The sequence below is a fragment of the Pseudomonas sp. P9_35 genome (assembly GCF_034008205.1).
In the GTDB taxonomy this organism is placed as follows: domain Bacteria; phylum Pseudomonadota; class Gammaproteobacteria; order Pseudomonadales; family Pseudomonadaceae; genus Aquipseudomonas; species Aquipseudomonas kilonensis.
The window spans coordinates 5,499,287-5,524,105 of the sequence record NZ_CP125373.1; the positions used below are offsets into that span (position 1 = coordinate 5,499,287).

Consider the following 24,819-nt stretch of genomic DNA (forward strand, 5'->3'; position numbering starts at 1 on the left):
TCCTATTTCAAAGGCGGCTGGACAAGTCTTCCAGGGCCGCAGGCAAATCAGTGAACCGGAATGTGAAACCCGCCGCCTGCAATCGGGCCGGCGTGGCGCGCTGGCCGCCGAGCAACAGCAATGACAACTCCCCCAGCGCGACTTTCAACGCAAGTTCCGGCATCGGCACCACGGCAGGCCGATGCAATACACGCCCCAGGGCCTTGGCAAAATCGCGGTTGCGCACCGGGTTCGGAGCGCACGCATTATAAGGACCGCTGGCCTCAAAGCGGTGCAGAAGAAAATCAATCAGGGCGATTTGATCGTCAATATGAATCCACGGCATCCACTGCCGACCATTACCGATACGCCCGCCCAGCGCCAGTTTGAACGGCAGCAGCAGCCGCGACAAAAAGCCGCCCTCGGCAGACAGGACCAGGCCGGTACGAACCAGCACCACGCGCATGCCCAACGCCTCGGCCCGTTGCGCGGTTTCTTCCCAGGCGATGCACAACTGGCTGGCGAAATCTTCACTCACCGGCCCCGATTCCTCGGTCAACTCACGCTCGCCACCGTCGCCATACCAGCCCACCGCAGAACCGGAAATCAACACCTGTGGTTTCTGCTCGCAACGCTCCAGCCACGCCAGCAAAACTTCCGTCAACGTGATGCGACTGCTCCACAACAACATCTTGCGCTTGTGGCTCCAGGGCCGGTCGGCAATCGGCGCTCCCGCGAGGTTGACCACCGCGTCCACCGGCTCGACAACTTCATCGAGCCTGGCAACGCCTCGCACGTCTGCCCCACAGATTTTCGCCACCTCTTCGGGTCGGCGACTCCATACCGTCAAGCGATGTCCCTGCCCCAACCAGAGGCGGCAGAGCTGACGTCCGATCAAACCAGTACCGCCGGTCAGCAATATGTGCATGAGATGTTCCTCGTATCGCGTTTTACCCGGCCCATTAGTCTATTTTTATAAGCAGGGATTTTTCGTATCGGACAGGGTCTGTGTTTAACAATAGGACAAGCTGTCCAAACGCGAACGGTAAAACTTATACCAAAAACCCGAATTGTACAGGTTTAAACGACGGCGTAGTCTGTACAGAAAGGTAAACGAGGCCCTCATGACTGTACCTATCGCAATCATCGGCACCGGCATCGCCGGACTTTCAGCCGCCCAGGCCCTGACGGAGGCCGGGCATATCGTTCAACTCTTCGATAAAAGCCACGGCAGCGGCGGACGCATGTCGAGCAAACGCAGCGACGCCGGCGCATTGGACATGGGCGCGCAATACTTCACCGCCCGCGATCGCCGCTTTGTCACCGAGGTCCAGCGCTGGCAAACCAACGGCTGGGCGGCGGAATGGAACCCGCAGCTCTACAACTTCCAGAACGGACAACTGAGCCCATCGCCTGACGAACAGACCCGTTGGGTCGGCACGCCGCGCATGAGCGCCATCACCCGCGCCTTGCTCGACAAGTTGCAGGTGCAGTTTTCCTGCCGGATCACCGAGGTGTACCGCGGCCAGGAACACTGGCATTTGCAGGACGCCGAAGGTTTCACCCACGGCCCCTTCGGCCAGGTGGTGATCGCCACGCCCGCGCCCCAGGCCACCGCATTGCTGGCGGCCGTACCGAAGCTGGCCGCAGTGGCCGCCGGCGTGAAGATGGACCCGACCTGGGCCGTGGCGCTGGCCTTCGAAACACCGCTGGATACGCCCATGGAAGGCTGCTTCGTACAGGACAGTCCCCTGGACTGGCTGGCGCGCAACCGCAGCAAGCCGGGACGCGACAACACGCTCGACACCTGGGTACTGCACGCCACCAGCGACTGGAGCCGGCAGCACATCGACCTGTCCAAGGAAGCGGTGATCGAACATCTGCACGGCGCCTTCGCCGAACTGCTGCACAGCGCGATGCCCGCACCGAGCTTCAGCGTGGCCCATCGCTGGCTCTACGCCCGCCCCGCCGGCAACCACGAATGGGGCGCCTTGGCCGATGCCGACCTGGGCCTGTATGTGTGCGGCGACTGGTGCCTGTCCGGCCGGGTCGAAGGCGCATGGCTCAGCGGCCAGGAGGCTGCACGCCGCCTGCACGCAAGCCTGCAGTAAAGCGCGTCACCCATCGCTATCCGCTGCTGTCGAAAGAGACAGCAGCCTGCCTGCGACACAGACTGACGTCGCCTCGCCACATAATCCGGTTGACTTGCGCACGTTCGGACCTATGATGAAAATATTGTACAGAAATACAAAACTGTACAAGATTTAGCAATCAGAGGTCGCCCATGCCCAGCACAGCCATCGCCAAACCCAGAATCGCCATCAGCGCCTGCCTGATGGGGGCTGAAGTTCGCTTTAACGGCGGGCACAAGCAATCGCAGTTGTGCAGCCGCACCCTCGTCGACTATTTCGATTTCGTGCCGGTGTGCCCCGAAGTCGCCATCGGCCTGGGTATCCCCCGGGAGCCGATTCGCCTGGTGGGCGACCCCGAACATCCCGAGGCGCTCGGCACGGTGAATCGCGACCTCAACGTGACCAGGCCACTGGCCGACTACGCAAAGCAAATGGCTGGGGAACTGGATGATATCTGCGGCTATATCTTCATGCAGAAATCGCCGTCCTGCGGACTGGAACGGGTCAAGGTCTATGACCACAACGGCGTGACCCAGGACGGCGGCGGGCGCGGCATCTATGCCCAGGCCTTCTGCGAACGCCACCCCGACCTGCCGGTGGAGGAAGACGGCCGCCTCAACGACCCGGTGCTGCGCGAGAACTTCCTGACCCGGGTGTTCGCCTATGCCGCCTGGCAACCTTTGCGTCGCGACGGACTGACCCGTCGCGACCTGATCGAATTCCACGCGCGCTACAAATACCTGCTGATGGCCCACAACCCGGTGCAATACAAGGCCCTGGGCAATTTGCTGGGCAACATGGGCAAGGCCGACCCCAATGAGTTGGGCCCACGCTATTTCAGCGCATTGATGGCCGCCTTGAAGAAATGCGCCACCCGCCGCACCCACACCAACGTACTGCAACACCTGAGCGGTTACCTCAAGCGCGCCATCGACGCCGATGACAAACAGGAAGTACAGCATCTGATCGAGCAATATCGCCTCGGCATCGTGCCCTTGGTGGTGCCACTGACACTGCTCAAGCATCACTTGCGCCTGCACCCCGATCCTTACCTGGCGCAGCAGGTCTACCTGCAACCACACCCGGAAAACCTCAGCTTGCGAAACGCTATTTGATGAAGATCGAACCCGACTCCAGCGCCAGCGAAGACCTGGGGGCCGACTTTGCCAAGGCCTTGGCGCAAGGCTGGCTGCCCATACGCGAGGTCGCCCGGCAAACCGGTGTCAACGCCGTCACGCTGCGAGCCTGGGAACGCCGTTATGGCCTGATCGTGCCGCACCGCACGCCCAAGGGCCACCGACTGTTCAATGCCGACCATGTGCAACGGATCCTGAGCATTCTCACCTGGATCGACCGTGGCGTTGCGGTGAGCAAGATCAAGCCGTTGCTGGACACGCCGCAGCCAACGAGCGAACCCGCACCGGTGCCGGAGAATGACTGGCAGCGTCAGCGCCACGCCCTGGTGCTGGCGGTGACGCAACTGGCCGAGCGCCAGATCGATGACCTGGTCAACCAGGCGATGGCGCTGTACCCACCCTGGACCGTGTGCGAGCAGTTGCTCTTGCCGTTGCTGGCCGAGCTGCACCTGCGCTGGCAAGGCCAGTTCGGTGCGCAGCTGGAACGGATCTTCCTGTTCTCGTGGCTGCGCAGCAAGTTCGGCAGCCGGATCTACCACAACAACCGTCAGTTGCGCGGCGCGCCACTGTTGCTGGTCAATCATTCGGACTCGCCCCAGGAGCCGCACTTGTGGCTCACCGCCTGGCTGGCCAGCAGCGCCGACTGCCCGGTGGAAGTGTTCGACAGCCCGCTACCGGCGGGAGAACTGGCCCTGGCGGTCGAGCGCCTCAAGGCCCGCGGCGTCCTACTGTATGCCAGTCACGCACTCAACCTGTCCCAACTGCCCAGGCTACTGGGTGGAATCGATTGTCCGATCGTCATTGCCGGCCCGGCCGCGTCGATCCACCAAGCCAGGTTATCCACAGGCGTGTCGATGATTGACGTCTCTTGGGCCGAAGACCCGTTATCGGCTCACCGCGAACTGAGTCGCCGAGAACTCCTCTAGATGGAAGACAGCATGCAACTGATCTGGCTGCGCAACGACTTGCGCCTGCACGACAACACCGCCCTTGCGGCGGCCGCAGCCCAAGGCTCCTGCGTGGCGGTGTACCTGACCAGCCCCGAACAATGGCGCGCCCATGACGACGCACCGTGCAAGATCGATTTCTGGCTGCGCAACCTCGGCGCGTTGAGTGCGGTCCTGGCCGAATTGAACATCCCACTGCTGATCCGCGCCGCTGCGCATTGGCACCAGGCACCGCAGGTACTGCTCAAGCTGTGTCGTGAACTGAACGTCGGCGCCGTGCATGTCAACGAAGAGTACGGCCTGAATGAAACGCGACGCGACGCCGAAGTCGCCCGCGCGTTGAATGACCTGGGCGTTGAATTTCACAGCCACCTCGATCAATTACTGTTCAAGCCTGGCAGCGTACTGACCAAGACCGGCAACTATTTCCAAGTGTTCAGCCAGTTCCGCAAGGTCTGCTACAGCCGTCTGCACTTTTCATTGCCAAGCCTGGTCGCCACGCCTGCCCGGCAGGCCCCCACCGGCATTGCCCGTGACCCGGTGCCGACGCAAGTCGATGGGTTCGTCCCGCCCGGCGAAGCGCTACGAGCGCTCTGGCCCGCCGGGGAAATCGAAGCCTGTCGGCGCCTGGACGCCTTTGTCGAGCAGCACATCGACGATTACCAAGGCGAACGGGATTATCCCGCCAGGCCCGGCACCAGCCAGCTATCGGCCTATCTGGTGGCCGGCGTGGTGTCGCCGCGTCAGTGCCTGCACGCCGCGCTGCAAGCCAACCAAGGTGAATTCGAGAGCGGAAGTGCCGGTTCTGTGACCTGGATCAATGAATTGCTCTGGCGCGAGTTTTATAAACACATATTAGTGGGCTATCCACGCGTGTCGCGCCATCGTGCGTTTCGCCCCGAAACCGAGGCGCTAGCCTGGCGCAAGGCCCCAGCAGAACTGGAAGCCTGGAAGCAAGCACGCACCGGCCTGCCGATTATCGATGCAGCCATGCGTCAATTGTTGGAGACCGGTTGGATGCACAACCGCTTGCGGATGGTCGTAGCCATGTTCCTGACCAAGAATCTGTTGATCGATTGGCGCGAAGGCGAGCGCTTTTTCATGCAGCACCTGATCGACGGCGACCTCGCCGCCAACAATGGCGGCTGGCAGTGGAGCGCCTCCACCGGCACCGATTCGGCGCCCTGGTTCCGCATCTTCAATCCGTTGAGCCAGTCGGAAAAATTTGACCGCGAGGGCCTGTTCATCAAACGCTGGCTACCTGAACTGAACGATCTGGACAGGCAACAGGTCCATAGCCCAAATACCCAGGGTGGCTTGTTTGGTGCCGTGGATTATCCGGCACCGATTGTCGACTTGAGCCAATCCAGGGCTCGCGCGCTGGCAGCGTTCAGAAACCTGCCGGCGCGACAGGACGCAGCCTTTGAAGGCATGGGCGATTAGCGAACATGAAATTACCAGCCTGCGGGATGCATTGTTTACCCGATAACATATAGTCTTACTAGTCGTACGGACTCTACTGAAAAGCTGCGAATCAGTGCGCTGTCCAATCGAAAGGAGCAGGGAATGGGTCTAAGACTGCCACGGCGCTATTGGCTCACCGGGGCTGGCAACGGAATCGGCGCTTCGTTGGCGGAAGCGATACTGCAGACGGGTGCATACCTGGCCGTCAGTTCGCGCTCGACCCAATCATGCGAAACCCTTTCGGTACGTTATCCAGGACAAGTGCTGACCGTGCCCGGCAATTTGACCGACAGCCAGGCCGTGCGCGAGATCGGCGAACAGATCGCCCGGCAATGGGGCGCCCTGGATCAGGTGATCGTCAATGCCGGGACGGCTGAGTACGTTGACGGGCAGCCGGCTGATCACACATTGATCGAGCATATTGTGCGCAGCAATCTACTGGCTGCCAGTTTCTGCATCGAAGTGGCCATGCCCTTGCTGCGCGCCGGGACCGAACCTCATCTTGTGGGTATTGCCAGCCCGGCAACTTACCTGCCCCCTTCACAAATAGAAGCGGGTGGCAGCGGGATGCGTCATCTGTTCGAATCGGCTCGGGCAGACCTGGCATACGCGGGTGTCGATGTGACGTTGGTACACCCTGGCTACGACGCCCCATTGCTGGGGCCCGACGATTGCCCCCAACCCCCGATTCACTGGTCGGCGGACGAAACAGCGCGGCACGTGCTGAATCAGTTGGTCGAGCGCCCGCGGGAAGTCGCGCTTCCCATCGCGTCCATGACCGCACTCTGGCCTTTGCCTTCGTCGACCGAATGCGTGCCGACCGATATTGGCTCATGCCAGGCGAAAAACGGCTATCCGATCAAGGGACAACCCTGAGCCGCTGATTGCCTTACACTGCGCGCCATGAAAACCATCCCTGTCCGTGAAATCCCGACACCGGCCGTCACGTGTTCGACGTGCGCGGCGTGCTGCTGCCAGTTGGAAGTGATGCTGATCACCGACACCGGGGTCCCGGAGCGCTTTATCGACACGGACGACTGGGGTGGAGAGGTGATGCTGCGGCTGGATGACGGTTGGTGCGCGGCCCTGGATCGCGACAGCATGATGTGCACCATCTACGAAAAGCGCCCGCTGATCTGCCGCGAGTTCGAGATGGGCGCGCCGGAATGCCTGGAAGAACGCCAAGGGATTGCGACGGCGTATCGATAAAGCGCTGGCCTGATCTACTGTGGGAGCGAGCTTGCTCGCTCCCACAGTTCTCAAACTGTTTTGTTACAGCGGCATCGTGTAGTGCAGCGAGTAGCTTTCTACACCGTCGTTGGTCGACTTGATGCCGGCGTTGGAGTAATGAGTGGCGCGAATGCCCACTTCATGTCCACCGTTGAAGCGCAGGCCGAAGCCGATACGATCTTCAAATTGGAAAGCCGTACCGAGCTTGTTGTCTTCCACTTCGGTATTGGCGAACAACGCCACCCCAACACCCGCCTCGATGTAAGGCTTAACGTTCTGGCCGGAAAATTCATAGACAAACACAGGCGAAAACGAAAGGCTGTGATTGCTGGATGTCTCGTCCCCTTCCCAATAGGTGTAGGCGCCGCTCCAGTAGCCGGTCAGGCGACCGACATCACTTTGCAGCCAACTCTTGTCCCAGTCGAACTGCATGCCCAGGCGATAGGTCATGGTCGAATCGCTGGTCTGGCCAACCCCAAATTCCACACCCGCTGCTTGTGCAGTGTAAGTGTGCCCCAACAATGCAGCCGCAAACGCGGCAAAGCAGAATAAGCGCTTCATTAGAAACATCCTTTTCCGAACAGACTTAGTTAGTTTTGTTACAAACAGACAAAGTTATAGAAATCCGTACCCAAACAGAAGTTCAGCCCGTTTCACACGGTTTTCACATTCTTCTTACAGATCGAAGCTTCGCACAACGCCGGACGAATGCCATAGCGTCGGTAGGATTTTTCTTAAATGTATCGGGTCTGCACTCGTCCAGAAATACGTTTCGTCGGCTGGCCCCTCAGCCAGCAGCTCTCGCTCAGCCAAAAGGCGCTGAAGTTGCCGGGCCACGGCGGCACCGGTGTCGATCAGGCTGATGTGCTCCGGAATCATCCGCGCGAGCAATGGCTTGAGGAACGGATAGTGCGTGCAGCCCAGGATCAGCGTATCGCAGCCGGCTGCCAGCAAGGGGTCGACGTAATGTTGCAGCAATTGATACAAGGCCGGGCTGTGCAAATCACCCGTCTCGATCAGTTCAACCAGGCCCGGACACGGTTGCGTGATGACTCGCACATCGGTGGCGAAACGGTCGAGCAAAGCGGCGAACTTGGCGCTCTGCAAGGTGCCGGTGGTGGCCAGCACACCGACGATACCGCTGCGGGTCGCGGCAGCCGCCGGCTTGACCGCCGGCTCCATCCCGACGATGGGCCAATGGGGGAAATCACGGCGTAGATCGGCAACGGCAGCAACCGTTGCGGTGTTGCAGGCTACAACCAGCGCCTTGGCACCCTGGCCCAGGAGAAAGTCGGCAATGATCGCGCAGCGTTGTCGGATGTATTCCGGGGTCTTCTCGCCGTAGGGAATATGCCCACAGTCGGCCACATACAACAGCGACTCATTGGGCAGCAACTGGCGAATTTCCCCCAGCACCGACAACCCGCCGACACCCGAGTCGAGCACACCGATCGGCGCTTCACTCATGTTGGCCACCGCAGACGCTGCAACCTGGGTCGCGCTTGACCCGCAGTTCACGGAATCGCGTACCTAAGGCATCGATCAACAGCAGGCGCCCCACCAGCGGCTCACCGAAACCGGCCAGCAACTTCAAGGCTTCAAGGGCTTGCAGGCTGCCCACCAATCCCACCAGCGGTCCGATCACGCCGGCCTCGCTGCAGGTCAGCTCGGCTTCGCTGCCGTGGCCGTAAAGGCAGTGGTAGCAAGGGCTTTCGGGGCGGCGTGGGTCGAACACCGACAACTGCCCTTCCAGGCGAATCGCCGCGCCACTGACCAGCGGTTTACCCGCCGCAACACAGGCCGCGTTCACCGCTTCGCGGGTCGAGAAATTGTCGGAACAGTCGAGCACCACATCCACTGCCGCGACTGCCGCGGCCAGGCTGTCTTCGTCCATGGCCGCCCGGTGAGGCACCAGCCGAACCTCGGGGTTGATCGCCCCCAGGCGTCGCATCGCCGAATCGACCTTGCTCAGGCCGACGCTGTCAGTGTCGTGAATGATCTGGCGTTGCAGGTTGGTCAGGTCGACGGTGTCGAAATCCGCCAGGTGCATTTCACCCACCCCGGCGGCGGCCAGGTACAACGCCACCGGGGCGCCGAGACCGCCAAGGCCGATGATCAGCACGCGGCTTTGCTTGAGACGTAATTGGCCGTCGATGTCGACGTGCTGCAACAGAATCTGCCGGCTGTAGCGCAACAACTCCTGATCGTTCAGCACGGCAGGCACCCCAGGCTGATGCGCTCATGACCGCCCAGGTCCTTGCGGCTGTGGACTTCGACAAAGCCTTGGCTGCGCAGCAAATCGCGCACCGCTTCGGCCTGGTCGTAGCCGTGCTCGAGCATCAGCCAGCCGCCCGGCTCGAGATGAGTCGGTGCCTGGGCAACGATCTGGCGCAAATCATCGAGCCCGTCCGGCCCGGCAACCAAGGCACTGGCCGGCTCGAAACGCACGTCACCCTCGGCCAGATGCGGATCGCTGGCTGCAATGTACGGCGGGTTGCTGATGATCAACTCGAAACGCGTGTCTTCCAGCGCACTGAACCAGTGGCTGCTCAGCACCGTGACGTTGCGCAGGTCCAGGCGCTGGCGATTGCGTTCGGCCAGGGCCACGGCCTCCAGCACCCGGTCGACCGCGGTGACTTTCCAGGCCGGGCGCTCGCTGGCCAATGCCAGGGCAATCGCGCCGCTGCCGGTGCCCAGGTCCAGGACCCGGGCCGGTGTGGCCGGCAACAAAGCCAGCGCGGTTTCCACCAGCAGCTCGGTGTCGGGACGCGGGATCAAGGTATGAGGCGCGACTTCCAGGTCGAGTTTCCAGAAGCCCTGTTGCCCGAGGATGTACGCCACCGGCTCGCCGGAGCGACGCCGCCGCAGGTATTCGGAGAACAGCAACGCTGCTTCACTGGGTACGATCCGCTCGGGCCAGGTGTGCAGGAAGCTGCGGGGCTTGCCCAAGGCTGCGGCCAGCAACAACTCGGCGTCCAGCCGTGCCGTGGGCGAATCCGGTAACTCGGCAGCGCGTAACAGACTGGCGATGATGGTCATTTGTTCACCTGTGCTTACTCGCCAATCGCAGCCAACTGGTCGGCCTGGTATTCGGCCAGCAACGGCTCGATTACCGCATCGACACCACCGGCAAGGATCTCGTCCAGGGAATACAGGGTCAGGTTGACGCGATGGTCGGTGACCCGGCCCTGGGCGAAGTTGTAGGTACGGATCCGCTCGGAACGGTCGCCCGAGCCCACCAGCAATTTGCGCTCGCTGGCGATGGCATTGGCAGCGGCGCTGGTCTGCTGGTCGTTGAGCTTGGCCGACAACCAGGCCATGGCCCGCGCGCGGTTCTTGTGCTGGGAACGTTCTTCCTGGCACTCGACCACGATGCCCGAGGGCAAGTGCGTGATGCGGATCGCCGAGTCAGTCTTGTTGACGTGCTGGCCGCCCGCGCCGGAGGAACGATAAGTGTCGACCCGCAGGTCCGCCGGATTGATCTCGATGGCTTCCTGCTCGTCCGGCTCGGGCAATACCGCCACGGTGCAAGCCGAGGTGTGGATGCGCCCTTGGGATTCGGTGGCCGGCACGCGTTGCACGCGATGGGCGCCGGATTCGAATTTCAGCTTGCCGTAGACATTGTCGCCTTCGACCCGGGCGATGACTTCTTTATAGCCACCGTGTTCGCCTTCGTTCTCCGAGAGGATCTCCACCCGCCAACCGCGACGTTCGGCGTAGCGCGAATACATGCGAAACAGGTCACCGGAAAAAATCGCCGCCTCATCGCCGCCGGTACCGGCACGGATCTCCAGGAACACATTGCGCCCGTCATTCGGGTCCTTGGGCAACAGCATGCGCTGCAGGCTGCTTTCCAGTTCAACCAGTTGATCCTTGGCTTCGCGGACTTCCTCCACGGCCATTTCGCGCATGTCCGGATCGCTGTCCTTGAGCAGCGCCTGGGCGCCTTCAAGGTCGCCCTGCACTTTGAGCAACTGTTTATAGGCGGCGACAATCGGCTCGACTTCCGCGTATTCCTTGGAATAGGTGCGGAATTTGTTCTGGTCGGAAATGACTTCGCCGTCGCCCAGCAAGGCGGTCAGTTCTTCGAAACGGTCCTGGAGGATATCCAGCTTGTTGAGCAGTGACGCTTTCATTGCGGTTTTTTATCCGAAAAGCTATCCGGTGAGCCCTCACCGAGGGCGAAGAGTTCCTGGGCCATGGCCAGCGCATCGAGGCGGCCTTCGGCGGTCAGCTTCTTGAGCTGGACACTGGGGGCGTGGAGCAATTTGTTGGTCAGGCCGCGGGCCAGTTGTACCAGCACCTCTTCGGCACTGCCGCCGTTGGCCAGCAGGCGCTGGGCTTTTTGCAGTTCCTCGTCGCGCAGGCGTTCGCTCTGCTGACGATACGCCTTGAGCACATCCACCGCCGCCAGCTCGCGCAGGCGCACCATGAAGTCGTCGGCACCGACGGTGATCATCTCTTCCGCCGCCTGGGCCGCGCCCTGTCGGCTCTTGAGATTCTCGGCGACCACCTCGTGCAGATCGTCGACGCTGTAGAGATACACGTCGTCCAGCTCGCCGACTTCAGGCTCGATGTCCCGGGGAACAGCAATGTCCACCATGAAAATCGGCTTGTGCTTGCGCAGTTTCAGGGCACTTTCCACGGCGCCCTTGCCAAGGATCGGCAACTGGCTGGCGGTGGAACTGATGACGATGTCGCTGTGCACCAACTCTGCGGGAATGTCCGACAGCAGCACCGCATGGGCGCCGAACTGCTCGGCCAGGGTACTGGCCCGCTCCAGGGTCCGGTTGGCGACGACTATGCGCTTGACCCCCAGGTCGTGGAGATGGCGGGCGACCAGGGTGATGGTCTCACCAGCGCCGATCAGCAGCGCCTGGCTGCGTTGCAAATCACTGAAAATCTGTTTCGCCAGGCTGACAGCGGCAAACGCCACGGACACCGGGTTCTCACCGATAGCGGTGTCGGTACGCACCTGCTTGGCGGCGTTGAACGTCGCCTGGAACAGGCGCCCCAGCAGCGGGCCGACGGTGCCGGCCTCGCGGGCCACGGCGTAGGCCGATTTCATCTGGCCGAGAATCTGCGGCTCGCCCAAAACCAGCGAGTCGAGCCCCGAGGCGACCCGCATCATGTGACGAACGGCCGCATCGTCTTCGTGCACATAGGCACTGGCGCGCAGCTCTTCAAGGCTCAGGTTGTGATAGTCGGCCAGCCAGCGCAGGACTGAATCGGCCGAAACGTGATCCTGTTCTATATAAAGCTCGCTGCGATTGCAGGTGGAGAGGATCGCAGCTTCGCGGCTGTCGGTCAGTCGGCAGAGCTGCTGCAAGGCCTCAACCAGCTGCTCAGGCGTAAAGGCCACGCGCTCGCGGACGTCTACTGAAGCAGTCTTGTGGTTTATACCGAGTGCAAGGAAGGCCATTCAAGGTCGCTGATAGTGACGTGAAGCCGGCAATTGTCCTACTTCGTCAGATTCAGAACAACCACTCGATCTCTATCGCCCTGCCCTGGGTTGTAAATCGACGGGGCGGTTATGTTTGACCGAAGGCTTGTGTCATGATGATCTGACCGCAGGTTAGTCGTCCTCTTCCTATATGAATAGATCTTCCGCGTTGCTCCTCGCTCTTGCCTTGCTCAGCGGCTGCCAGTCCATGGCCCCCGTTTCGACGGACGGTACGCCGCCGGTCGAAGACAGCGTGCAGGTACCTGAAAAACCCAAGGTCTACGGCTCGTTCAGCGAAGAAACCATCTTCAGCCTGTTGAGCGCCGAACTGGCAGGCCAGCGCAATCGCTTCGATATTGCGCTGGATAACTACGTGACCCAGGCCATCAATACCCAGGACCCGGGGATCTCCGAGCGGGCATTTCGCATTGCCGAATACCTGGGCGCCGACCAGCCCGCGCTGGATACCGCGCTGATCTGGGCCAAGAATGCCCCGGACGACCTCGAAGCACAGCGCGCCGCCGCCGTGCAACTGGCCCGGGCCGGGCGCTACGACGACTCCATGATGTATATGGAGAAGGTCCTGCTGGGCAAGGGCGACACCCATTTCGACTTCCTGGCCCTGTCCGCCGCCGATACCGACCAGGAAACCCGCAACGGCCTGATGAAAAGCTTCGATCGCCTGTTGCAGCGCCACCCGAACAACGGCCAGCTGATTTTCGGCAAGGCCCTGCTGCTGCAACAGGATGGGGACACCCAGGGCGCCCTCACGCTCTTGGAAGACAACCCGCCGGAAGCTGGCGAAGTGGCGCCGATCCTGCTGCGCGCACGCCTGCTGCAAGGCTTGAACCGTGGCGACGAAGCGCTGCCGCTGCTGGAAAAAAGCATCAAGAAGTACCCGGACGACAAACGCCTGCGCCTCACCTACGCCCGCATGCTGGTGGAAAACAACCGCATGGACGACGCCAAGGTGGAGTTCTCCAGCCTGGTCCAGCAATACCCGGAAGACGACGAGCTGCGCTATTCACTGGCACTGGTCTGCCTGGAAGCCAAGGCCTGGGAAGAAGCCAAGGGTTACCTGGAAGACCTGATCGCCCGGGAAAGCCACGTCGACTCGGCCCACCTGAACCTGGGACGCATCGCCGAGGAACGCAATGACCCTGAGAGCGCACTGATCGAGTACGCCCAGGTTGGCCCGGGCAACGACTATCTGCCGGCGCAGTTGCGCCAGGCCGATATCCTGATCGGCAATGGCAAGACCGCCGAAGCCCAGAGCCGCCTCGCGGTACAACGCGACTCCCAACCGGACTACGGCATCCAGTTGTACCTGATCGAAGCCGAAACCTTGTCGGCCAACAATCAGGGCGACAAGGCCTGGAACGTGCTGCAAAAAGCCTTGAAGCAGTACCCGGACGACCTGAACCTGCTGTATACCCGCGCCATGCTGGCGGAGAAACGCAATGACCTGGCACAGATGGAAAAAGACCTGCGTCTGATCATCCAGCGTGACCCGGACAACGCCATGGCTCTCAACGCCCTGGGCTATACGTTGTCGGATCGCACCACCCGTTATGACGAAGCCAAGCTGCTGATCGAACAGGCCCACCAGATCAATCCGGAAGACCCGGCGGTGCTCGACAGCCTTGGCTGGGTGAATTTCCGCCTGGGCAATCTCGACGAAGCCGAACGCCTGTTGCGCCAGGCCCTGGAGCGCTTTCCCGACCAGGAAGTCGCCGCGCACCTGGGCGAGGTCCTGTGGGCCAACGGCAAACAACGCGAAGCCCGGCAGATCTGGAGCCGATTCCTCAAGGATCAGCCTGACAGCCCAATCTTGCGCAGCACCATCAAACGCCTGACCGGATCCGAGACTCTTTAAGATTATGTTTTTGCGCCATCTCATCGTTTTCAGCTTCATTGCCCTGCTCGCCGGCTGCGCGGGCTTCGGCGCCCGTGAATCCGTCCAGGGCCAGGGCAACCAGGCCCAATGGCGCGAGCACAAGCAACAACTGAGCGGCCTCGACGGCTGGCAGATCGACGGCAAGATCGGCATTCGCGCCCCGAAAGACTCCGGCAGTGGCACGCTGTTCTGGCTGCAACGCCAGGACTACTACGACATTCGCCTGTCTGGCCCATTGGGTCGCGGTGCGGCCCGCCTGACCGGCCGGCCGGGCCAGGTGTCGCTGGAAGTCGCCAACCAGGGACGCTACGAGGCGCCCACGCCCGAAGCGCTTCTGGAAGAACAACTGGGCTGGAAGCTGCCGGTCTCCCACCTGACCTGGTGGGTTCGCGGGTTGCCGGCACCGGACAGTAAAAGCCGCCTGACCCTCGACGCCGACAGCCGCCTGTCCAATCTGGAACAGGATGACTGGCAGATCGAATACCTCAGCTACGCCCAGCAGAACGGCTATTGGCTACCCGAACGCATCAAGCTGCACGGCAGCAACCTCGACGTCACGCTGGTGATCAAGCAATGGCAGCCGCGCAAGCTGGGGCAATGACATGAGCGCCGCACGCCTGACCCTGCCCTCCCCGGCCAAGCTCAACCTGATGCTGCACATCCTCGGTCGTCGCCCGGACGGCTACCACGAGTTGCAGACGATTTTTCAGTTCCTGGACTACGGCGACGAAATCACCTTTGCCGTACGCGATGACGGCGTGATTCGCCTGCACACCGAATTCGACGGTGTTCCCCACGACAGCAACCTGATCGTCAAGGCCGCGAAAAAACTCCAGGCACAATCCGGTTGTCCGCTGGGCATCGATATCTGGATCGAAAAAATCCTGCCCATGGGCGGCGGCATCGGTGGCGGCAGCTCGAATGCGGCGACGACTTTATTGGGCCTAAACCACTTGTGGCAGCTTGGCTGGGACATCGATCGCCTGGCGACCCTGGGCCTGACACTGGGCGCCGACGTGCCGGTTTTCGTGCGTGGCCACGCCGCTTTCGCCGAGGGCGTCGGGGAAAAACTCACCCCAGTGGAACCCGAAGAACCCTGGTACTTGGTGCTGGTGCCGCAAGTATCTGTAAGTACAGCAGAAATTTTTTCAGATCCACTGTTGACACGTAACTCTCCTCCCATTAAAGTGCGCCCCGTTCCCAAGGGAAACAGTCGAAATGACTGCTTACCGGTGGTAGCAAGGCGTTATCCAGATGTTCGTAACGCTTTGAATTTGTTAGGTAAATTTACCGAAGCAAAACTCACCGGAACTGGAAGTTGTGTGTTTGGGGGCTTCCCAAGCAAAGCTGAAGCTGATAAAGTCTCGGCCCTTCTGACAGAGACCCTTACAGGGTTTGTAGCAAAAGGAAGCAACGTTTCGATGTTGCATCGCAAGCTGCAAGACCTGCTCTAAAGGAATCGAGTGCTGGGCACTCGCAGCAACAGATACAGGGGCGTCGCCAAGCGGTAAGGCAGCAGGTTTTGATCCTGCCATGCGTTGGTTCGAATCCAGCCGCCCCTGCCATTTTCCTATACTCATCCAGGTATACCCTCAGCCTTCAGGTACTGCGCGTGTCCAAGATGATGGTCTTTACGGGGAACGCTAACCCCGATCTGGCTCGGCGTGTCGTACGTCAGCTGCATATCCCTCTCGGTGACATTTCTGTCGGTAAGTTTTCCGACGGCGAGATCACTGCCGAGATCAATGAAAACGTTCGCGGTAAAGACGTCTTCATTATTCAGCCGACTTGCGCTCCGACCAACGATAACCTGATGGAACTCGTCGTGATGGCTGATGCCTTCCGTCGCTCCTCGGCTACTCGTATCACTGCTGTTATTCCTTACTTTGGTTATGCCCGTCAGGATCGCCGTCCGCGTTCCGCACGTGTGGCAATCAGCGCGAAAGTCGTGGCTGATATGCTGACCGTAGTCGGCATCGACCGTGTCCTCACGGTTGATCTGCATGCTGACCAGATTCAGGGTTTCTTCGATATTCCCGTGGATAACATCTACGGCTCCCCGGTCCTGGTGGATGATATTGAAGATCAGCGCTTCGAAAACCTCATGATCGTGTCCCCGGACATTGGCGGCGTCGTGCGTGCACGAGCGGTTGCCAAATCCCTGGGCGTGGATCTGGGTATCATCGACAAACGCCGTGAGAAAGCCAATCACTCCGAAGTGATGCATATCATCGGCGACGTCGAAGGGCGTACCTGTATTCTGGTCGATGACATGGTCGATACCGCCGGCACCCTGTGCCACGCGGCCAAGGCCCTGAAAGAGCATGGCGCTGCCAAGGTCTTTGCCTACTGCACACACCCTGTGCTGTCGGGTCGAGCGATCGAGAACATTGAAAACTCCGTGCTGGACGAGTTGGTGGTCACCAATACCATCCCGCTGTCCGCTGCAGCACAAGCCTGTGTGCGTATCCGCCAACTGGATATCGCACCGGTTGTTGCCGAAGCGGTTCGCCGCATCAGCAACGAAGAATCGATCAGTGCGATGTTCCGCTAAGGGCCCTGCCCTTTCCAGGAGATCTCGTTGACGAAAAGCGCCCCGCCCCAACACTCATGTTGGGGCGGGGCTTTTTTGCCCATACCGCTTTGGCGTCGGTCGCAGACGTCATTCGGAAATGGCTATTTTGGAGATACAACATGAACGATTTTACTCTGAATGCTGAAGTGCGTTCCGACCTGGGGAAAGGTGCGAGCCGCCGCCTGCGTCGTCTCGCAAGCCTGGTTCCAGCTGTAGTCTACGGTGGCGAGAAAGCCCCTGAGTCCATCAGCATGCTGGCCAAAGAAGTTGCCAAACTGCTCGAAAACGAAGCGGCCTACAGCCACATCATCGAGCTGAACATTGGCGGCACCAAGCAGAACGTCGTGATCAAGGCCCTGCAGCGTCACCCGGCTAAAGGCCACGTGATGCACGCTGACTTCGTACGCGTAGTAGCTGGCCAGAAACTGACCGCTATCGTGCCTGTGCACTTCGTTGGCGAAGCTGCTCCGATCAAGAAAGGCGGCGAAATTTCGCACGTTGTTTCGGAAATCGAAGTGACCTGCCTGCCGAAAGACCTGCCTGAATTCATCGAAGTCGACCTGGCTGACGCCGAAGTCGGCACGATCATTCACCTGTCCGACCTCAAGGCTCCTAAAGGCGTTGAGTTTGTTGCTCTGGCACACGGCGATGACAAGGCTGTTGCCAACGTCCACGCTCCACGTGTTGCTCCAGAAGCCACTGAAGAAGGCGCTGCAGAGTAATTTCACTCTGTCGCCGGAGTGACTGGAAACATCGCGGACTGGAACGTAGCGAGACAGCGGGCGAGAACGCGAAGTTTACTTAACGGTAAATCCGCCATTTTCGTCCACTGTCGCAACACCGCCTGATTGCGACATCGTTATCCACACTCCAGGAAGGGCCCCTATCGTGACTGCCATTAAACTGATCGTTGGCTTGGGAAATCCAGGCGCTGAATACGAACAGACCCGGCATAACGCAGGGGCCCTTTTTGTTGAGCGCATCGCGCAGGCACAAGGCGTCAGCCTGGCAGCCGATCGCAAGTATTTCGGCCTGACCGGTCGCTTCTCGCACCAGGGTCAGGATGTTCGTCTGTTGATTCCCACCACCTACATGAACCGCAGCGGCCAGGCCGTAGCGGCATTGGCCGGCTTCTTTCGCATCAAGCCTGAAGAAATCCTGGTGGCCCACGACGAACTCGACCTGCCTCCGGGCGTCGCCAAGCTCAAGCAAGGCGGCGGCCATGGCGGTCACAACGGGTTGCGCGACATCATCGCGCAACTGGGTAATCAGAATACCTTTCACCGCCTGCGGCTCGGCATCGGCCACCCAGGCGTTGCCAGTATGGTTTCAAACTTTGTCCTGGGTCGTGCGCCTCGCGCCGAACAGGAAAAACTCGATGCCAGCATCGACTTTGCCCTCGGCGTGCTGCCGGATATCCTCGCCGGTGAATGGAACCGCGCGATGAAAAACCTGCACAGCCAGAAGGCCTGACACTTATCCGAGGGGAAACACCATGGGATTCAATTGCGGCATCGTCGGCCTGCCTAACGTCGGCAAGTCCACCCTGTTCAACGCCCTGACCAAATCCGGTATCGCGGCCGAGAACTTCCCCTTCTGCACCATCGAGCCGAACAGCGGCATCGTGCCGATGCCCGATCCGCGCCTGGAAGCCTTGGCAGCTATCGTCAATCCCAAGCGCATCCTGCCGACCACCATGGAATTCGTCGACATCGCAGGCCTGGTGGCCGGTGCGTCGAAAGGCGAAGGCCTGGGCAACAAATTTTTGGCCAACATCCGTGAAACCGATGCCATCGCCCACGTGGTGCGCTGCTTCGAAGACGAGAACGTGATTCACGTCTCCAACAGCGTCGACCCGAAACGCGACATCGAAATCATCGACCTGGAACTGATTTTCGCCGACCTCGACAGCTGCGAAAAACAACTGCAGAAAGTTGCCCGCAACGCCAAGGGTGGTGACAAGGACGCAGTCGTCCAGAAAGGCCTGCTGGAGCAGTTGATCACCCACTTCACCGAAGGCAAGCCTGCGCGCAGCCTGATGAAGAACATGAGCACCGACGAGAAGCTGGTGATCAAGGGCTTCCACCTGCTGACCACCAAGCCGGTCATGTACATCGCCAACGTCGCTGAAGACGGCTTCGAGAACAACCCGCACCTGGACGTGGTCAAGGCCATTGCCGAAGAAGAAGGCGCCATGGTCGTTCCGGTCTGCAACAAGATCGAAGCGGAAATCGCCGAACTGGATGACGGTGAAGAGAAAGACATGTTCCTCGAGGCCCTCGGCCTGGAAGAGCCTGGCCTGAACCGCGTAATCCGTGCCGGCTACGAGATGCTCCACCTGCAGACCTACTTCACCGCCGGAGTCGAAGAAGTCCGCGCCTGGACCGTCCGCGTCGGTGCCACCGCACCGCAAGCCGCTGGCGTGATCCACACCGACTTCGAAAAAGGCTTCATCCGTGCCGAAGTCATCGCCTACTCGGATTTCATCCAGTACAAGGGTGAAGCGGGCGCCAAGGAAGCGGGTAAATGGCGTCTTGAAGGCAAGGAATACATCGTCAAGGATGGTGATGTGATGCACTTCCGCTTTAACGTCTGAGTGGACTAGCTGCTTTCGTGGTGTTTCATGAAACACCACGAAAATGGCAAAAAACCTTTAAAGCCGCGCATTCGCGCGGCTTTTTCGTTTCATAATGTCCCTAAGTGTTTCGGCGCGGCCGGCTATGTCGGTCCAAACCAGCCCAAGCCCGACTTTTTTTCGCCCGAATGGCCGATGGTACGGTTGATGTCAGTTGTGCCAAAAGCACGGGGCCATGGCGTTGGCCAGGCTCTACTCGACGAATGCATCAACCGCGCGAAGCGCGATAGCACGACGTTAATCGCATTACATAGAACCCCGATAATGGAAGCTGCGCAGTACTTATACCAGCGAGCCGGCTTCGCGGTGGTGCGCAATCTGCCAGACATGTTTGGCGTGCCTTATGTGCTGATGACCCGACTGTTTTAACCAGTTGGAATAGTCACGAAGCAGGCAAAAACGGCACGCTGCAAGATCCGCAAGAGTCGACTGCAGCCCTTCGCGACTTGCTCAGAATGCACATGCGGCTTAGCGGCGATTCAGTCGCGCAACTCAGAAATTGTGCGCCAAAGGACAGGAAGCTAACTGCCAATTGTCTCGCCCATCCATGCAGCGAAGATTCGATGAAATGAAAGCGCGAGAAATCGGCAACGTCGACCAACTGCACGCCATCCAAAGAATGATCCAGATGAGCATCGGTGTAGTTGAGCATGCGGTTCATGCCCCGCGTGTACTCGGCGCGCGATGCCTGGGCGCAAGGTTTGGTGGTCATAGTGCCTGGAATCCAAAGCCGTCTTTATTCTGTCAATGATTTCTTATCGAGTAGTTTTTGGAAAAGAAAGACGAGGCTGGATTGCTGCTCACCCAGAGCTGCAAAAAATTTGCGATCGACTTCCTCCACTACGACGATTGCCTTGTGTGCGATATCACGCCCCGCTTCGGAGACTGAAATAATCTTGGCCCGCGTGTCGGTAGGATGGACATCTCTTACAAACAGCCCGTTTGCAAGAAGCGCCCTGACCACCTGAGAGGTGGTCATCGGGTCGCTGCCAGTCAGTTGCGAAAGGCGCGCCTGGGTAAGCGGCTCTTGTGAACCGAACCAGGTGGTGACTGCAAGCATGACAAACTGAGTATGGGTCAGGCCCAACGGCTGCAAAGCGGCGCGTTGCTCGCGCTGCCAGGTGTTGGAGATGCGCCAGAGCAAAAAACCTGGACTATCTGACGGTCCGCTATGGCTGGTTGGCAGCGGTTTCGACTTCATCGGTTACGCCTCAGCTCAGCCAGATCTACATCCATTGCGCTGGCAATCAAGCGAATATCTTTTTCGGTCAGTGGAATCAAACCGCGTCTAAGCACAATGCCCCAGTTTGGCGGGGAACACAGGTCCAGATCTCCACGCAATTTTTCCAGGGGTACTTCTTGTGCCACGGCATATCGAACCCGGCGACGAAACGGCACGAACCCCTCGCCCATATCGAATTCGAACACCTCATCGTCCTGGATTTCCCCCAAGGCTGTGAAGGCTTTCAGCGGCGCACCGTGCATCTCAACAGTCGGGGAGTAATAAACGAAAATATCGCCCTTCTTCATCTTGCGTAGAGGCTGGACCTTGCCGTGACAGACCTGCGCAAAGCCGCCCTCCACACCTCGCCAGACGTGTGAGCGCGATACAACACCCAGCCACGCCTGGCTCATACGCTCACCGTACTTTCTGCGCGGGCCACCAGTGCACGCAGGACTTCAGGAAAGTCGGAAGACACTTGCGCGCAGATATCCTCGGCGCCCTCTCCCGCGACATCAATCGAATAGGCGATTGAGTGGTTGCCATTCGGGAGCGCAATGATTTCGTGCTTGACGCGAACGGTTACATCGCCAAGCAGGGTTTCATCCGTAAACCCAATCGGCGCATTGACCTCGACCAGCTGCGACTTGATAACCTCCTGGTCAGGCAACACCATCGTCATCCACACACCCTCGACGAACGGGCCGTCAAGCACGCATGAATAGACACCTGCGTTCCAGTCCTTCCATAGGTGAACGGCTTCAAAAAAATCCCAGACTGTTGCCGCAGGTGCGCTGGTTTCGTGACGGTATGAAGCACTGGCGTGCATGCGATTGGACATGTCGACTCCTTTTTGTAAGTGAATTTATCATAAGCGCACATACAATAATCATCAACCGAATAACGCACATGAGGAAGCGCGCTAGCGGTCGCTATCCGACGCAAAGCATCGTGGGCCGATCTTCCGGGCCTGTACCCAGCGATGCCACCGACAGCAAAGAAGCGACTTTCACGCGCGTCGGTGGGGCCTGCGCAGCCTTGAGAAACATCGTCTGCAGAGTGTGATCCGCGCTTGGCCTTTCAGATAAAACGATACAAACTATCGATAATCACGTGTATATTCTCGATTAAATGATAGTGAGTATATAAATCTATGAAACCCAAGCAGCAGCAAAACCAGCGGCTTCTCCTGCAGGCCGCTGTCGAGTTGATGTCGGTGCACGGCTTCGACGGCACCAGCATGAAGCAGATCGCCCGTGCTGCCGGCCTGGGCGATGCCACCATCTACAAGTACTTCTCCACGAAGGAAAAGCTGGTACTGGGCTATTTCGAGCAGGCCCTGGCCGACGCCCTCGCCGAGACCCTGGCCACGGCTGGGTTCGACAGTTTCAGCCTGCAAGAACGCCTGCAGCGTCTCGTCGATGCGCTGTTGGAACTGTTGCTGCCCGATCGCGAGTTCGTGGCCCTCGCCCGAGCCCTGGTGGGTAAGTCGCCGATGTTATTGATGGGCGATACCCTGCCGGGCAAGCGCGCCATCAAGGAGGCCGTGACCGGGTTTCTCGAGGCCGCCGAGGCCGACGGCAGCATCGCCGCCTGCGACTTCAAGCCGCTTATTGGCGGCCTTTTCGCCGACTACCTGTTCACGGTGGTGGTCTATTGGCTCAACGACAGCTCGGACGAGTTCTCCGACACCACCCGGCTGGTCGACCTCACCCTGGCGGTGCTGGCGCAGACCCTGGAAAGCGGCCTGCTCAACAAGCTGTCGGATCTGGGCGGGTTTCTGCTGCGCAGCCAGTTCTCGCGCCTGATGCAGAACGGCTCGTCGCTGATCGAATTGGTCAAGCTCGCCCGTCCGCTGGTCAAGCGCTGATGGACATGGGAAATCCCCTCAATCCGATGCTGGTGCTGGCCGCCGGCCTCAGTGCAGTAGCCTCGTTGCTGCATCTGATGATCATCCTCGGTGGCGGGCCCTGGTACCGGTTTTTCGGCGCAGGCGAACGTTTTGCCCGTGCGGCAGACGCCGGCCGGGTGTATCCGTCCCTGGTGACGGCCGGCATCGCGGCGGTGCTGGGGCTGTGGGCGGCCTATGCCCTGGCGGCAGGTGGACTCCGTCTGGCGCTGCCTTGGGTGCCCCAGGTGATGTGCGCGCTGACGGCCGTCTACGTGGTGCGCGGCCTGGCCATAGTTCCGCTGATACTGTTCAGCCGGGCCGCTGTCACGCCGTTCCTGCTGTGGAGCTCGGGGGTGTGCATGCTGGTCGGGCTGGTGCATCTGGTCGGGTTGTACCAGGCCTGGCCACGGATGATGGGGGCTTCTGTATGAGCTGCCGTCGCCCCCTCACTGACATGCCGCACCGAAGGAAGTCCCATGGCCACTGATCCCAAACTCCGCACCGGGCGTATGGCCCGGGGCGCCATCACCGGCCTGGCCGTCGCCCAGGCCGGCGTGGCCCACCTGGGTCACCTGGTGCGCCGCAAACCGGCACCGGGTGAAGTCGATGCGCGCCAAGCCGAACATGAAGCCGAATTGGGTCGCATCTTCTTTGGTGCCCTCAACCAGCTCAAGGGCACGGCGCTCAAGGCCTCGCAACTGCTGAGCATGGAAGCCAGCCTGCTGCCGGAGGGGGTGCGCCGCGAGTTGGCGCGCGGCTTCCACCAGGCCACGCCACTCAACCGAGCCCTGGTGCATAAAGTCTTCCGCCAGGAGTTCTCGCGGGACGCCGACGAACTGTTCCAGCGCTTCGACCCGCAGGCCTTCGCCGCGGCCAGTCTCGGCCAGGTCCACCATGGCGAGCTGCACGGTGGCGAACGGGTGGTGGTCAAGGTGCAATACCCCGGCATCGCGGCCTCCATCGGCAGTGACATGGGCCTGATCCGCCACCTGCTGCAGGGCCTACGGCTGACGTCCGACCTGCTGCCCGGCCACGACATCGTCGACCGGATCATGACCGACATCGAACACAGGCTGGCCGAGGAAGTCGACTACACCCATGAGGCCGGACAGTTGCAATGGTTCGGCGAGCATGCGCAGCTGGCGGATGTGGTGGTACCGCAGCCGGTGCTCAGCCACACCACCCGGCGCGTGCTGACCATGCAGGCGGTGGGCGGCCTGCACCTCGATGCCTGGCTGGCCACCCAACCCGCCCAGGCGGCGCGCAACCGTGCGGGCCAGTGCTTATTCGACTGGTTTATGCACAGCGTGTTCGGATGGCATCGGTTGAATGCCGATCCTCATCCCGGCAATTTCCTGTTTATGCCGGATGGCCAGTTAGGGGTGATCGATTTCGGCTGCACCAAGCCGTTGTCGCCGGCCTTTACCGACAGGATCGCCCGGGTCTGGTGTATAGGCCTGAGTAAGGTGGCGGGTGGCGACAGCACACCGCTGCGCCAGGCCTATGTCGATCTCGGCCTGATTTCGCCCAGCCTGTCGGATGCCGATTTCGAACAGCAGCTGATGCCGGCCCTCGCCGCGATACGGACCTGGCAGATCGAGCCGTTCCGGCAGGCCCGCTTCGACTTCGCGAACCGCTCTGCCTTTCCGGTCTTGACGGCCGCACATCGCCAGGTCCTCACACGGGCCCTGATCGCCGTGCCACCGGAGCTGCCGTATTTCGACCGGGCATTCCTGGGCATCAACCAGCTGCTGAAAACCCTGGGCGCCGAGGTGGTCACCATAACCCCCTGGATCCATTCATCCTTCAAGGAGTCACGTCATGTCTGAGCGCTCTCACACCCCCAGGGCCTGGATTGGCCATTGTTTGATGGGGGTTGCCGTCCTGCACACCTTCGCCGCCGGATTCATGTTTGCCGACCCACTGCTCGACATCCTCCACCTTGGGATTTTCGACAGCATCAACCGCGATCCGCGCAAGGGAGTGGCAGTGTGGTTCGTGATGTTCGGTGTGCTACTTGCCCTGCTGGCGCTGACCGTGACCTCGCTCGAACGGTGCGATGACACGGCCACGCTGCATGCGGTGGGTGTCGGCATGCTGCTGCTCGCGGCCCTGGGCATCGTGCTGATGCCCATGTCCGGCGTCTGGCTGGCCATCCCGCCGGGCATCGCCTTGGTGACGAGGCGTCGCGTCGAGGCGGCCGGCGTGTCGCCGAGGGGTGCATGAGCAAGTTTTTTTGTATCTCAGTCATTCATTTTTCAACTTCAC

29 protein-coding genes and 1 tRNA gene are annotated in these 24,819 nt (G+C 60.4%); 19 read left to right on the forward strand and 11 right to left on the reverse strand.

The window, feature by feature from the left end:
- Window positions 1-7 precede the first annotated feature (7 nt).
- Window positions 8-907 (reverse strand): TIGR01777 family oxidoreductase, encoded by a 900-nt coding sequence (locus QMK47_RS24385; RefSeq protein WP_253478126.1) that lies wholly within the window; start codon window positions 905-907, stop codon window positions 8-10.
- A gap of 196 nt (window positions 908-1,103) precedes the next feature.
- On the opposite strand from QMK47_RS24385, the gene QMK47_RS24390 reads away from it, so the two are divergent.
- The 6 genes from QMK47_RS24390 to QMK47_RS24415 all read left to right on the forward strand — a co-directional run bounded on the left by QMK47_RS24390 (window position 1,104) and on the right by QMK47_RS24415 (window position 6,867).
- Window positions 1,104-2,090, forward strand: a complete 987-nt coding sequence (locus tag QMK47_RS24390) for an NAD(P)/FAD-dependent oxidoreductase (RefSeq protein ID WP_063324394.1) — start codon at window positions 1,104-1,106, stop codon at window positions 2,088-2,090.
- Window positions 2,091-2,263: 173 nt separating this feature from the next.
- Window positions 2,264-3,226 carry a YbgA family protein gene (locus QMK47_RS24395; protein WP_214512459.1) on the forward strand — a complete coding sequence of 321 codons (963 nt, stop codon included), beginning with the start codon at window positions 2,264-2,266 and terminating at the stop codon, window positions 3,224-3,226.
- A complete protein-coding gene (locus tag QMK47_RS24400; protein ID WP_320389433.1) occupies window positions 3,226-4,173 on the forward strand; it encodes a MerR family transcriptional regulator in 948 nt (315 codons plus the stop codon). The genes QMK47_RS24395 and QMK47_RS24400 overlap by 1 nt, the downstream gene beginning before the upstream one ends.
- A gap of 12 nt (window positions 4,174-4,185) precedes the next feature.
- The gene (gene phrB, locus QMK47_RS24405; RefSeq protein WP_258689354.1) at window positions 4,186-5,637 is read left to right on the forward strand and encodes a deoxyribodipyrimidine photo-lyase; all 1,452 of its coding nucleotides are present in this window, start codon (window positions 4,186-4,188) and stop codon (window positions 5,635-5,637) included.
- 123 nt (window positions 5,638-5,760) lie between these two features.
- A complete protein-coding gene (locus QMK47_RS24410) occupies window positions 5,761-6,534 on the forward strand; it encodes an SDR family NAD(P)-dependent oxidoreductase (RefSeq protein ID WP_258689356.1) in 774 nt (257 codons plus the stop codon).
- A gap of 27 nt (window positions 6,535-6,561) precedes the next feature.
- Window positions 6,562-6,867: a YkgJ family cysteine cluster protein gene (locus QMK47_RS24415; RefSeq protein ID WP_258689357.1), complete on the forward strand. Its 306-nt coding sequence runs from the start codon at window positions 6,562-6,564 to the stop codon at window positions 6,865-6,867.
- 63 nt (window positions 6,868-6,930) lie between these two features.
- Here the strand turns inward: QMK47_RS24415 and QMK47_RS24420 are convergent, their stop codons facing one another.
- The 6 genes from QMK47_RS24420 to hemA all read right to left on the reverse strand — a co-directional run bounded on the left by QMK47_RS24420 (window position 6,931) and on the right by hemA (window position 12,310).
- Window positions 6,931-7,449, reverse strand: a complete 519-nt coding sequence (locus tag QMK47_RS24420) for an acyloxyacyl hydrolase (RefSeq protein WP_092149578.1) — start codon at window positions 7,447-7,449, stop codon at window positions 6,931-6,933.
- Between the two features lie 114 nt (window positions 7,450-7,563).
- Window positions 7,564-8,355: a glutamate racemase gene (murI, locus tag QMK47_RS24425; RefSeq protein WP_258689358.1), complete on the reverse strand. Its 792-nt coding sequence runs from the start codon at window positions 8,353-8,355 to the stop codon at window positions 7,564-7,566.
- The gene (locus tag QMK47_RS24430; RefSeq protein WP_003205517.1) at window positions 8,348-9,103 is read right to left on the reverse strand and encodes a molybdopterin-synthase adenylyltransferase MoeB; all 756 of its coding nucleotides are present in this window, start codon (window positions 9,101-9,103) and stop codon (window positions 8,348-8,350) included. Before QMK47_RS24430 ends, murI begins: the two co-directional genes overlap by 8 nt.
- Window positions 9,097-9,927, reverse strand: a complete 831-nt coding sequence (prmC, locus tag QMK47_RS24435; protein ID WP_258689359.1) for a peptide chain release factor N(5)-glutamine methyltransferase — start codon at window positions 9,925-9,927, stop codon at window positions 9,097-9,099. The genes QMK47_RS24430 and prmC overlap by 7 nt, the downstream gene beginning before the upstream one ends.
- Before the next feature lie 14 nt (window positions 9,928-9,941).
- Window positions 9,942-11,024 carry a peptide chain release factor 1 gene (gene prfA / locus QMK47_RS24440; RefSeq protein ID WP_018606464.1) on the reverse strand — a complete coding sequence of 361 codons (1,083 nt, stop codon included), beginning with the start codon at window positions 11,022-11,024 and terminating at the stop codon, window positions 9,942-9,944.
- On the reverse strand, window positions 11,021-12,310 hold the full coding sequence (gene hemA / locus QMK47_RS24445) for a glutamyl-tRNA reductase (protein ID WP_214512453.1): 1,290 nt from the start codon (window positions 12,308-12,310) through the stop codon (window positions 11,021-11,023). Before hemA ends, prfA begins: the two co-directional genes overlap by 4 nt.
- A 172-nt stretch (window positions 12,311-12,482) precedes the next feature.
- Between hemA and QMK47_RS24450 the strand changes: the two genes are divergently transcribed.
- The 9 genes from QMK47_RS24450 (at window position 12,483) to QMK47_RS24490 (ending at window position 19,807) form a co-directional block, all read left to right on the forward strand.
- Window positions 12,483-14,207 (forward strand): tetratricopeptide repeat protein, encoded by a 1,725-nt coding sequence (locus QMK47_RS24450; RefSeq protein ID WP_214512452.1) that lies wholly within the window; start codon window positions 12,483-12,485, stop codon window positions 14,205-14,207.
- A 4-nt stretch (window positions 14,208-14,211) separates the two neighbouring features.
- Window positions 14,212-14,829, forward strand: a complete 618-nt coding sequence (gene lolB, locus QMK47_RS24455; protein WP_003205525.1) for a lipoprotein insertase outer membrane protein LolB — start codon at window positions 14,212-14,214, stop codon at window positions 14,827-14,829.
- Between the two features lies 1 nt (window position 14,830).
- A complete protein-coding gene (gene ispE / locus QMK47_RS24460) occupies window positions 14,831-15,682 on the forward strand; it encodes a 4-(cytidine 5'-diphospho)-2-C-methyl-D-erythritol kinase (RefSeq protein WP_214512451.1) in 852 nt (283 codons plus the stop codon).
- 36 nt (window positions 15,683-15,718) lie between these two features.
- Window positions 15,719-15,793: transfer RNA gene (locus QMK47_RS24465), tRNA-Gln, on the forward strand.
- A 47-nt stretch (window positions 15,794-15,840) separates the two neighbouring features.
- Window positions 15,841-16,782 (forward strand): ribose-phosphate pyrophosphokinase, encoded by a 942-nt coding sequence (locus QMK47_RS24470; protein WP_003205529.1) that lies wholly within the window; start codon window positions 15,841-15,843, stop codon window positions 16,780-16,782.
- A 140-nt stretch (window positions 16,783-16,922) separates the two neighbouring features.
- Window positions 16,923-17,525 carry a 50S ribosomal protein L25/general stress protein Ctc gene (locus tag QMK47_RS24475; protein ID WP_018606432.1) on the forward strand — a complete coding sequence of 201 codons (603 nt, stop codon included), beginning with the start codon at window positions 16,923-16,925 and terminating at the stop codon, window positions 17,523-17,525.
- Window positions 17,526-17,691: 166 nt separating this feature from the next.
- Window positions 17,692-18,276 carry an aminoacyl-tRNA hydrolase gene (pth, locus tag QMK47_RS24480; RefSeq protein WP_003205533.1) on the forward strand — a complete coding sequence of 195 codons (585 nt, stop codon included), beginning with the start codon at window positions 17,692-17,694 and terminating at the stop codon, window positions 18,274-18,276.
- A gap of 22 nt (window positions 18,277-18,298) precedes the next feature.
- Complete coding sequence (gene ychF / locus QMK47_RS24485) at window positions 18,299-19,399, forward strand: redox-regulated ATPase YchF (protein WP_320389434.1); 1,101 nt, start codon at window positions 18,299-18,301, stop codon at window positions 19,397-19,399.
- 27 nt (window positions 19,400-19,426) lie between these two features.
- Window positions 19,427-19,807 carry a GNAT family N-acetyltransferase gene (locus QMK47_RS24490; protein ID WP_320412946.1) on the forward strand — a complete coding sequence of 127 codons (381 nt, stop codon included), beginning with the start codon at window positions 19,427-19,429 and terminating at the stop codon, window positions 19,805-19,807.
- A gap of 13 nt (window positions 19,808-19,820) precedes the next feature.
- Here the strand turns inward: QMK47_RS24490 and QMK47_RS24495 are convergent, their stop codons facing one another.
- The 4 genes from QMK47_RS24495 to QMK47_RS24510 are packed head-to-tail and all read right to left on the reverse strand — an operon-like array spanning window position 19,821 to window position 21,501.
- Entirely contained in the window at window positions 19,821-20,150 is a 330-nt protein-coding gene (locus QMK47_RS24495) for a hypothetical protein (protein WP_320389435.1), read from the reverse strand.
- 24 nt (window positions 20,151-20,174) lie between these two features.
- The gene (locus QMK47_RS24500) at window positions 20,175-20,639 is read right to left on the reverse strand and encodes a MarR family winged helix-turn-helix transcriptional regulator (protein ID WP_053180418.1); all 465 of its coding nucleotides are present in this window, start codon (window positions 20,637-20,639) and stop codon (window positions 20,175-20,177) included.
- Window positions 20,636-21,073 (reverse strand): EVE domain-containing protein, encoded by a 438-nt coding sequence (locus QMK47_RS24505; protein WP_320389436.1) that lies wholly within the window; start codon window positions 21,071-21,073, stop codon window positions 20,636-20,638. The genes QMK47_RS24500 and QMK47_RS24505 overlap by 4 nt, the downstream gene beginning before the upstream one ends.
- Window positions 21,070-21,501: an SRPBCC family protein gene (locus QMK47_RS24510; protein ID WP_320389437.1), complete on the reverse strand. Its 432-nt coding sequence runs from the start codon at window positions 21,499-21,501 to the stop codon at window positions 21,070-21,072. The genes QMK47_RS24505 and QMK47_RS24510 overlap by 4 nt, the downstream gene beginning before the upstream one ends.
- A gap of 312 nt (window positions 21,502-21,813) precedes the next feature.
- Between QMK47_RS24510 and QMK47_RS24515 the strand changes: the two genes are divergently transcribed.
- Genes QMK47_RS24515 through QMK47_RS24530 form a run of 4 tightly spaced genes read left to right on the forward strand, consistent with a single transcriptional unit; the run spans window position 21,814 to window position 24,777 of the window.
- On the forward strand, window positions 21,814-22,530 hold the full coding sequence (locus tag QMK47_RS24515; RefSeq protein ID WP_283552639.1) for a TetR/AcrR family transcriptional regulator: 717 nt from the start codon (window positions 21,814-21,816) through the stop codon (window positions 22,528-22,530).
- A gap of 5 nt (window positions 22,531-22,535) precedes the next feature.
- Window positions 22,536-22,982 (forward strand): hypothetical protein, encoded by a 447-nt coding sequence (locus QMK47_RS24520; protein WP_320389438.1) that lies wholly within the window; start codon window positions 22,536-22,538, stop codon window positions 22,980-22,982.
- 45 nt (window positions 22,983-23,027) lie between these two features.
- On the forward strand, window positions 23,028-24,380 hold the full coding sequence (locus tag QMK47_RS24525) for an AarF/ABC1/UbiB kinase family protein (protein ID WP_320389439.1): 1,353 nt from the start codon (window positions 23,028-23,030) through the stop codon (window positions 24,378-24,380).
- On the forward strand, window positions 24,373-24,777 hold the full coding sequence (locus QMK47_RS24530; protein WP_320389440.1) for a DUF6463 family protein: 405 nt from the start codon (window positions 24,373-24,375) through the stop codon (window positions 24,775-24,777). Before QMK47_RS24525 ends, QMK47_RS24530 begins: the two co-directional genes overlap by 8 nt.
- Window positions 24,778-24,819 lie beyond the last annotated feature (42 nt).

Coding starts and splice junctions, on each gene's coding strand:
- QMK47_RS24410 (WP_258689356.1), top strand. CDS start 5,761: ATGGGTCTAAGACTGCCACGGCGCTATTGGCTCACCGGGGCTGGCAAC.
- QMK47_RS24420 (WP_092149578.1), bottom strand. CDS start 7,449: ATGAAGCGCTTATTCTGCTTTGCCGCGTTTGCGGCTGCATTGTTGGGG.
- murI (WP_258689358.1), bottom strand. CDS start 8,355: ATGAGTGAAGCGCCGATCGGTGTGCTCGACTCGGGTGTCGGCGGGTTG.
- ispE (WP_214512451.1), top strand. CDS start 14,831: ATGAGCGCCGCACGCCTGACCCTGCCCTCCCCGGCCAAGCTCAACCTG.
- ychF (WP_320389434.1), top strand. CDS start 18,299: ATGGGATTCAATTGCGGCATCGTCGGCCTGCCTAACGTCGGCAAGTCC.
- QMK47_RS24490 (WP_320412946.1), top strand. CDS start 19,427: ATGAAACACCACGAAAATGGCAAAAAACCTTTAAAGCCGCGCATTCGC.
- QMK47_RS24500 (WP_053180418.1), bottom strand. CDS start 20,639: ATGAAGTCGAAACCGCTGCCAACCAGCCATAGCGGACCGTCAGATAGT.
- QMK47_RS24530 (WP_320389440.1), top strand. CDS start 24,373: ATGTCTGAGCGCTCTCACACCCCCAGGGCCTGGATTGGCCATTGTTTG.
- QMK47_RS24510 (WP_320389437.1), bottom strand. CDS start 21,501: ATGTCCAATCGCATGCACGCCAGTGCTTCATACCGTCACGAAACCAGC.
- hemA (WP_214512453.1), bottom strand. CDS start 12,310: ATGGCCTTCCTTGCACTCGGTATAAACCACAAGACTGCTTCAGTAGAC.
- QMK47_RS24450 (WP_214512452.1), top strand. CDS start 12,483: ATGAATAGATCTTCCGCGTTGCTCCTCGCTCTTGCCTTGCTCAGCGGC.
- QMK47_RS24520 (WP_320389438.1), top strand. CDS start 22,536: ATGGGAAATCCCCTCAATCCGATGCTGGTGCTGGCCGCCGGCCTCAGT.
- lolB (WP_003205525.1), top strand. CDS start 14,212: ATGTTTTTGCGCCATCTCATCGTTTTCAGCTTCATTGCCCTGCTCGCC.
- QMK47_RS24475 (WP_018606432.1), top strand. CDS start 16,923: ATGAACGATTTTACTCTGAATGCTGAAGTGCGTTCCGACCTGGGGAAA.
- QMK47_RS24495 (WP_320389435.1), bottom strand. CDS start 20,150: ATGACCACCAAACCTTGCGCCCAGGCATCGCGCGCCGAGTACACGCGG.
- QMK47_RS24415 (WP_258689357.1), top strand. CDS start 6,562: ATGAAAACCATCCCTGTCCGTGAAATCCCGACACCGGCCGTCACGTGT.
- QMK47_RS24505 (WP_320389436.1), bottom strand. CDS start 21,073: ATGAGCCAGGCGTGGCTGGGTGTTGTATCGCGCTCACACGTCTGGCGA.
- QMK47_RS24515 (WP_283552639.1), top strand. CDS start 21,814: ATGAAACCCAAGCAGCAGCAAAACCAGCGGCTTCTCCTGCAGGCCGCT.
- phrB (WP_258689354.1), top strand. CDS start 4,186: ATGCAACTGATCTGGCTGCGCAACGACTTGCGCCTGCACGACAACACC.
- QMK47_RS24525 (WP_320389439.1), top strand. CDS start 23,028: ATGGCCACTGATCCCAAACTCCGCACCGGGCGTATGGCCCGGGGCGCC.
- prfA (WP_018606464.1), bottom strand. CDS start 11,024: ATGAAAGCGTCACTGCTCAACAAGCTGGATATCCTCCAGGACCGTTTC.
- QMK47_RS24385 (WP_253478126.1), bottom strand. CDS start 907: ATGCACATATTGCTGACCGGCGGTACTGGTTTGATCGGACGTCAGCTC.
- QMK47_RS24390 (WP_063324394.1), top strand. CDS start 1,104: ATGACTGTACCTATCGCAATCATCGGCACCGGCATCGCCGGACTTTCA.
- QMK47_RS24400 (WP_320389433.1), top strand. CDS start 3,226: ATGAAGATCGAACCCGACTCCAGCGCCAGCGAAGACCTGGGGGCCGAC.
- QMK47_RS24395 (WP_214512459.1), top strand. CDS start 2,264: ATGCCCAGCACAGCCATCGCCAAACCCAGAATCGCCATCAGCGCCTGC.
- prmC (WP_258689359.1), bottom strand. CDS start 9,927: ATGACCATCATCGCCAGTCTGTTACGCGCTGCCGAGTTACCGGATTCG.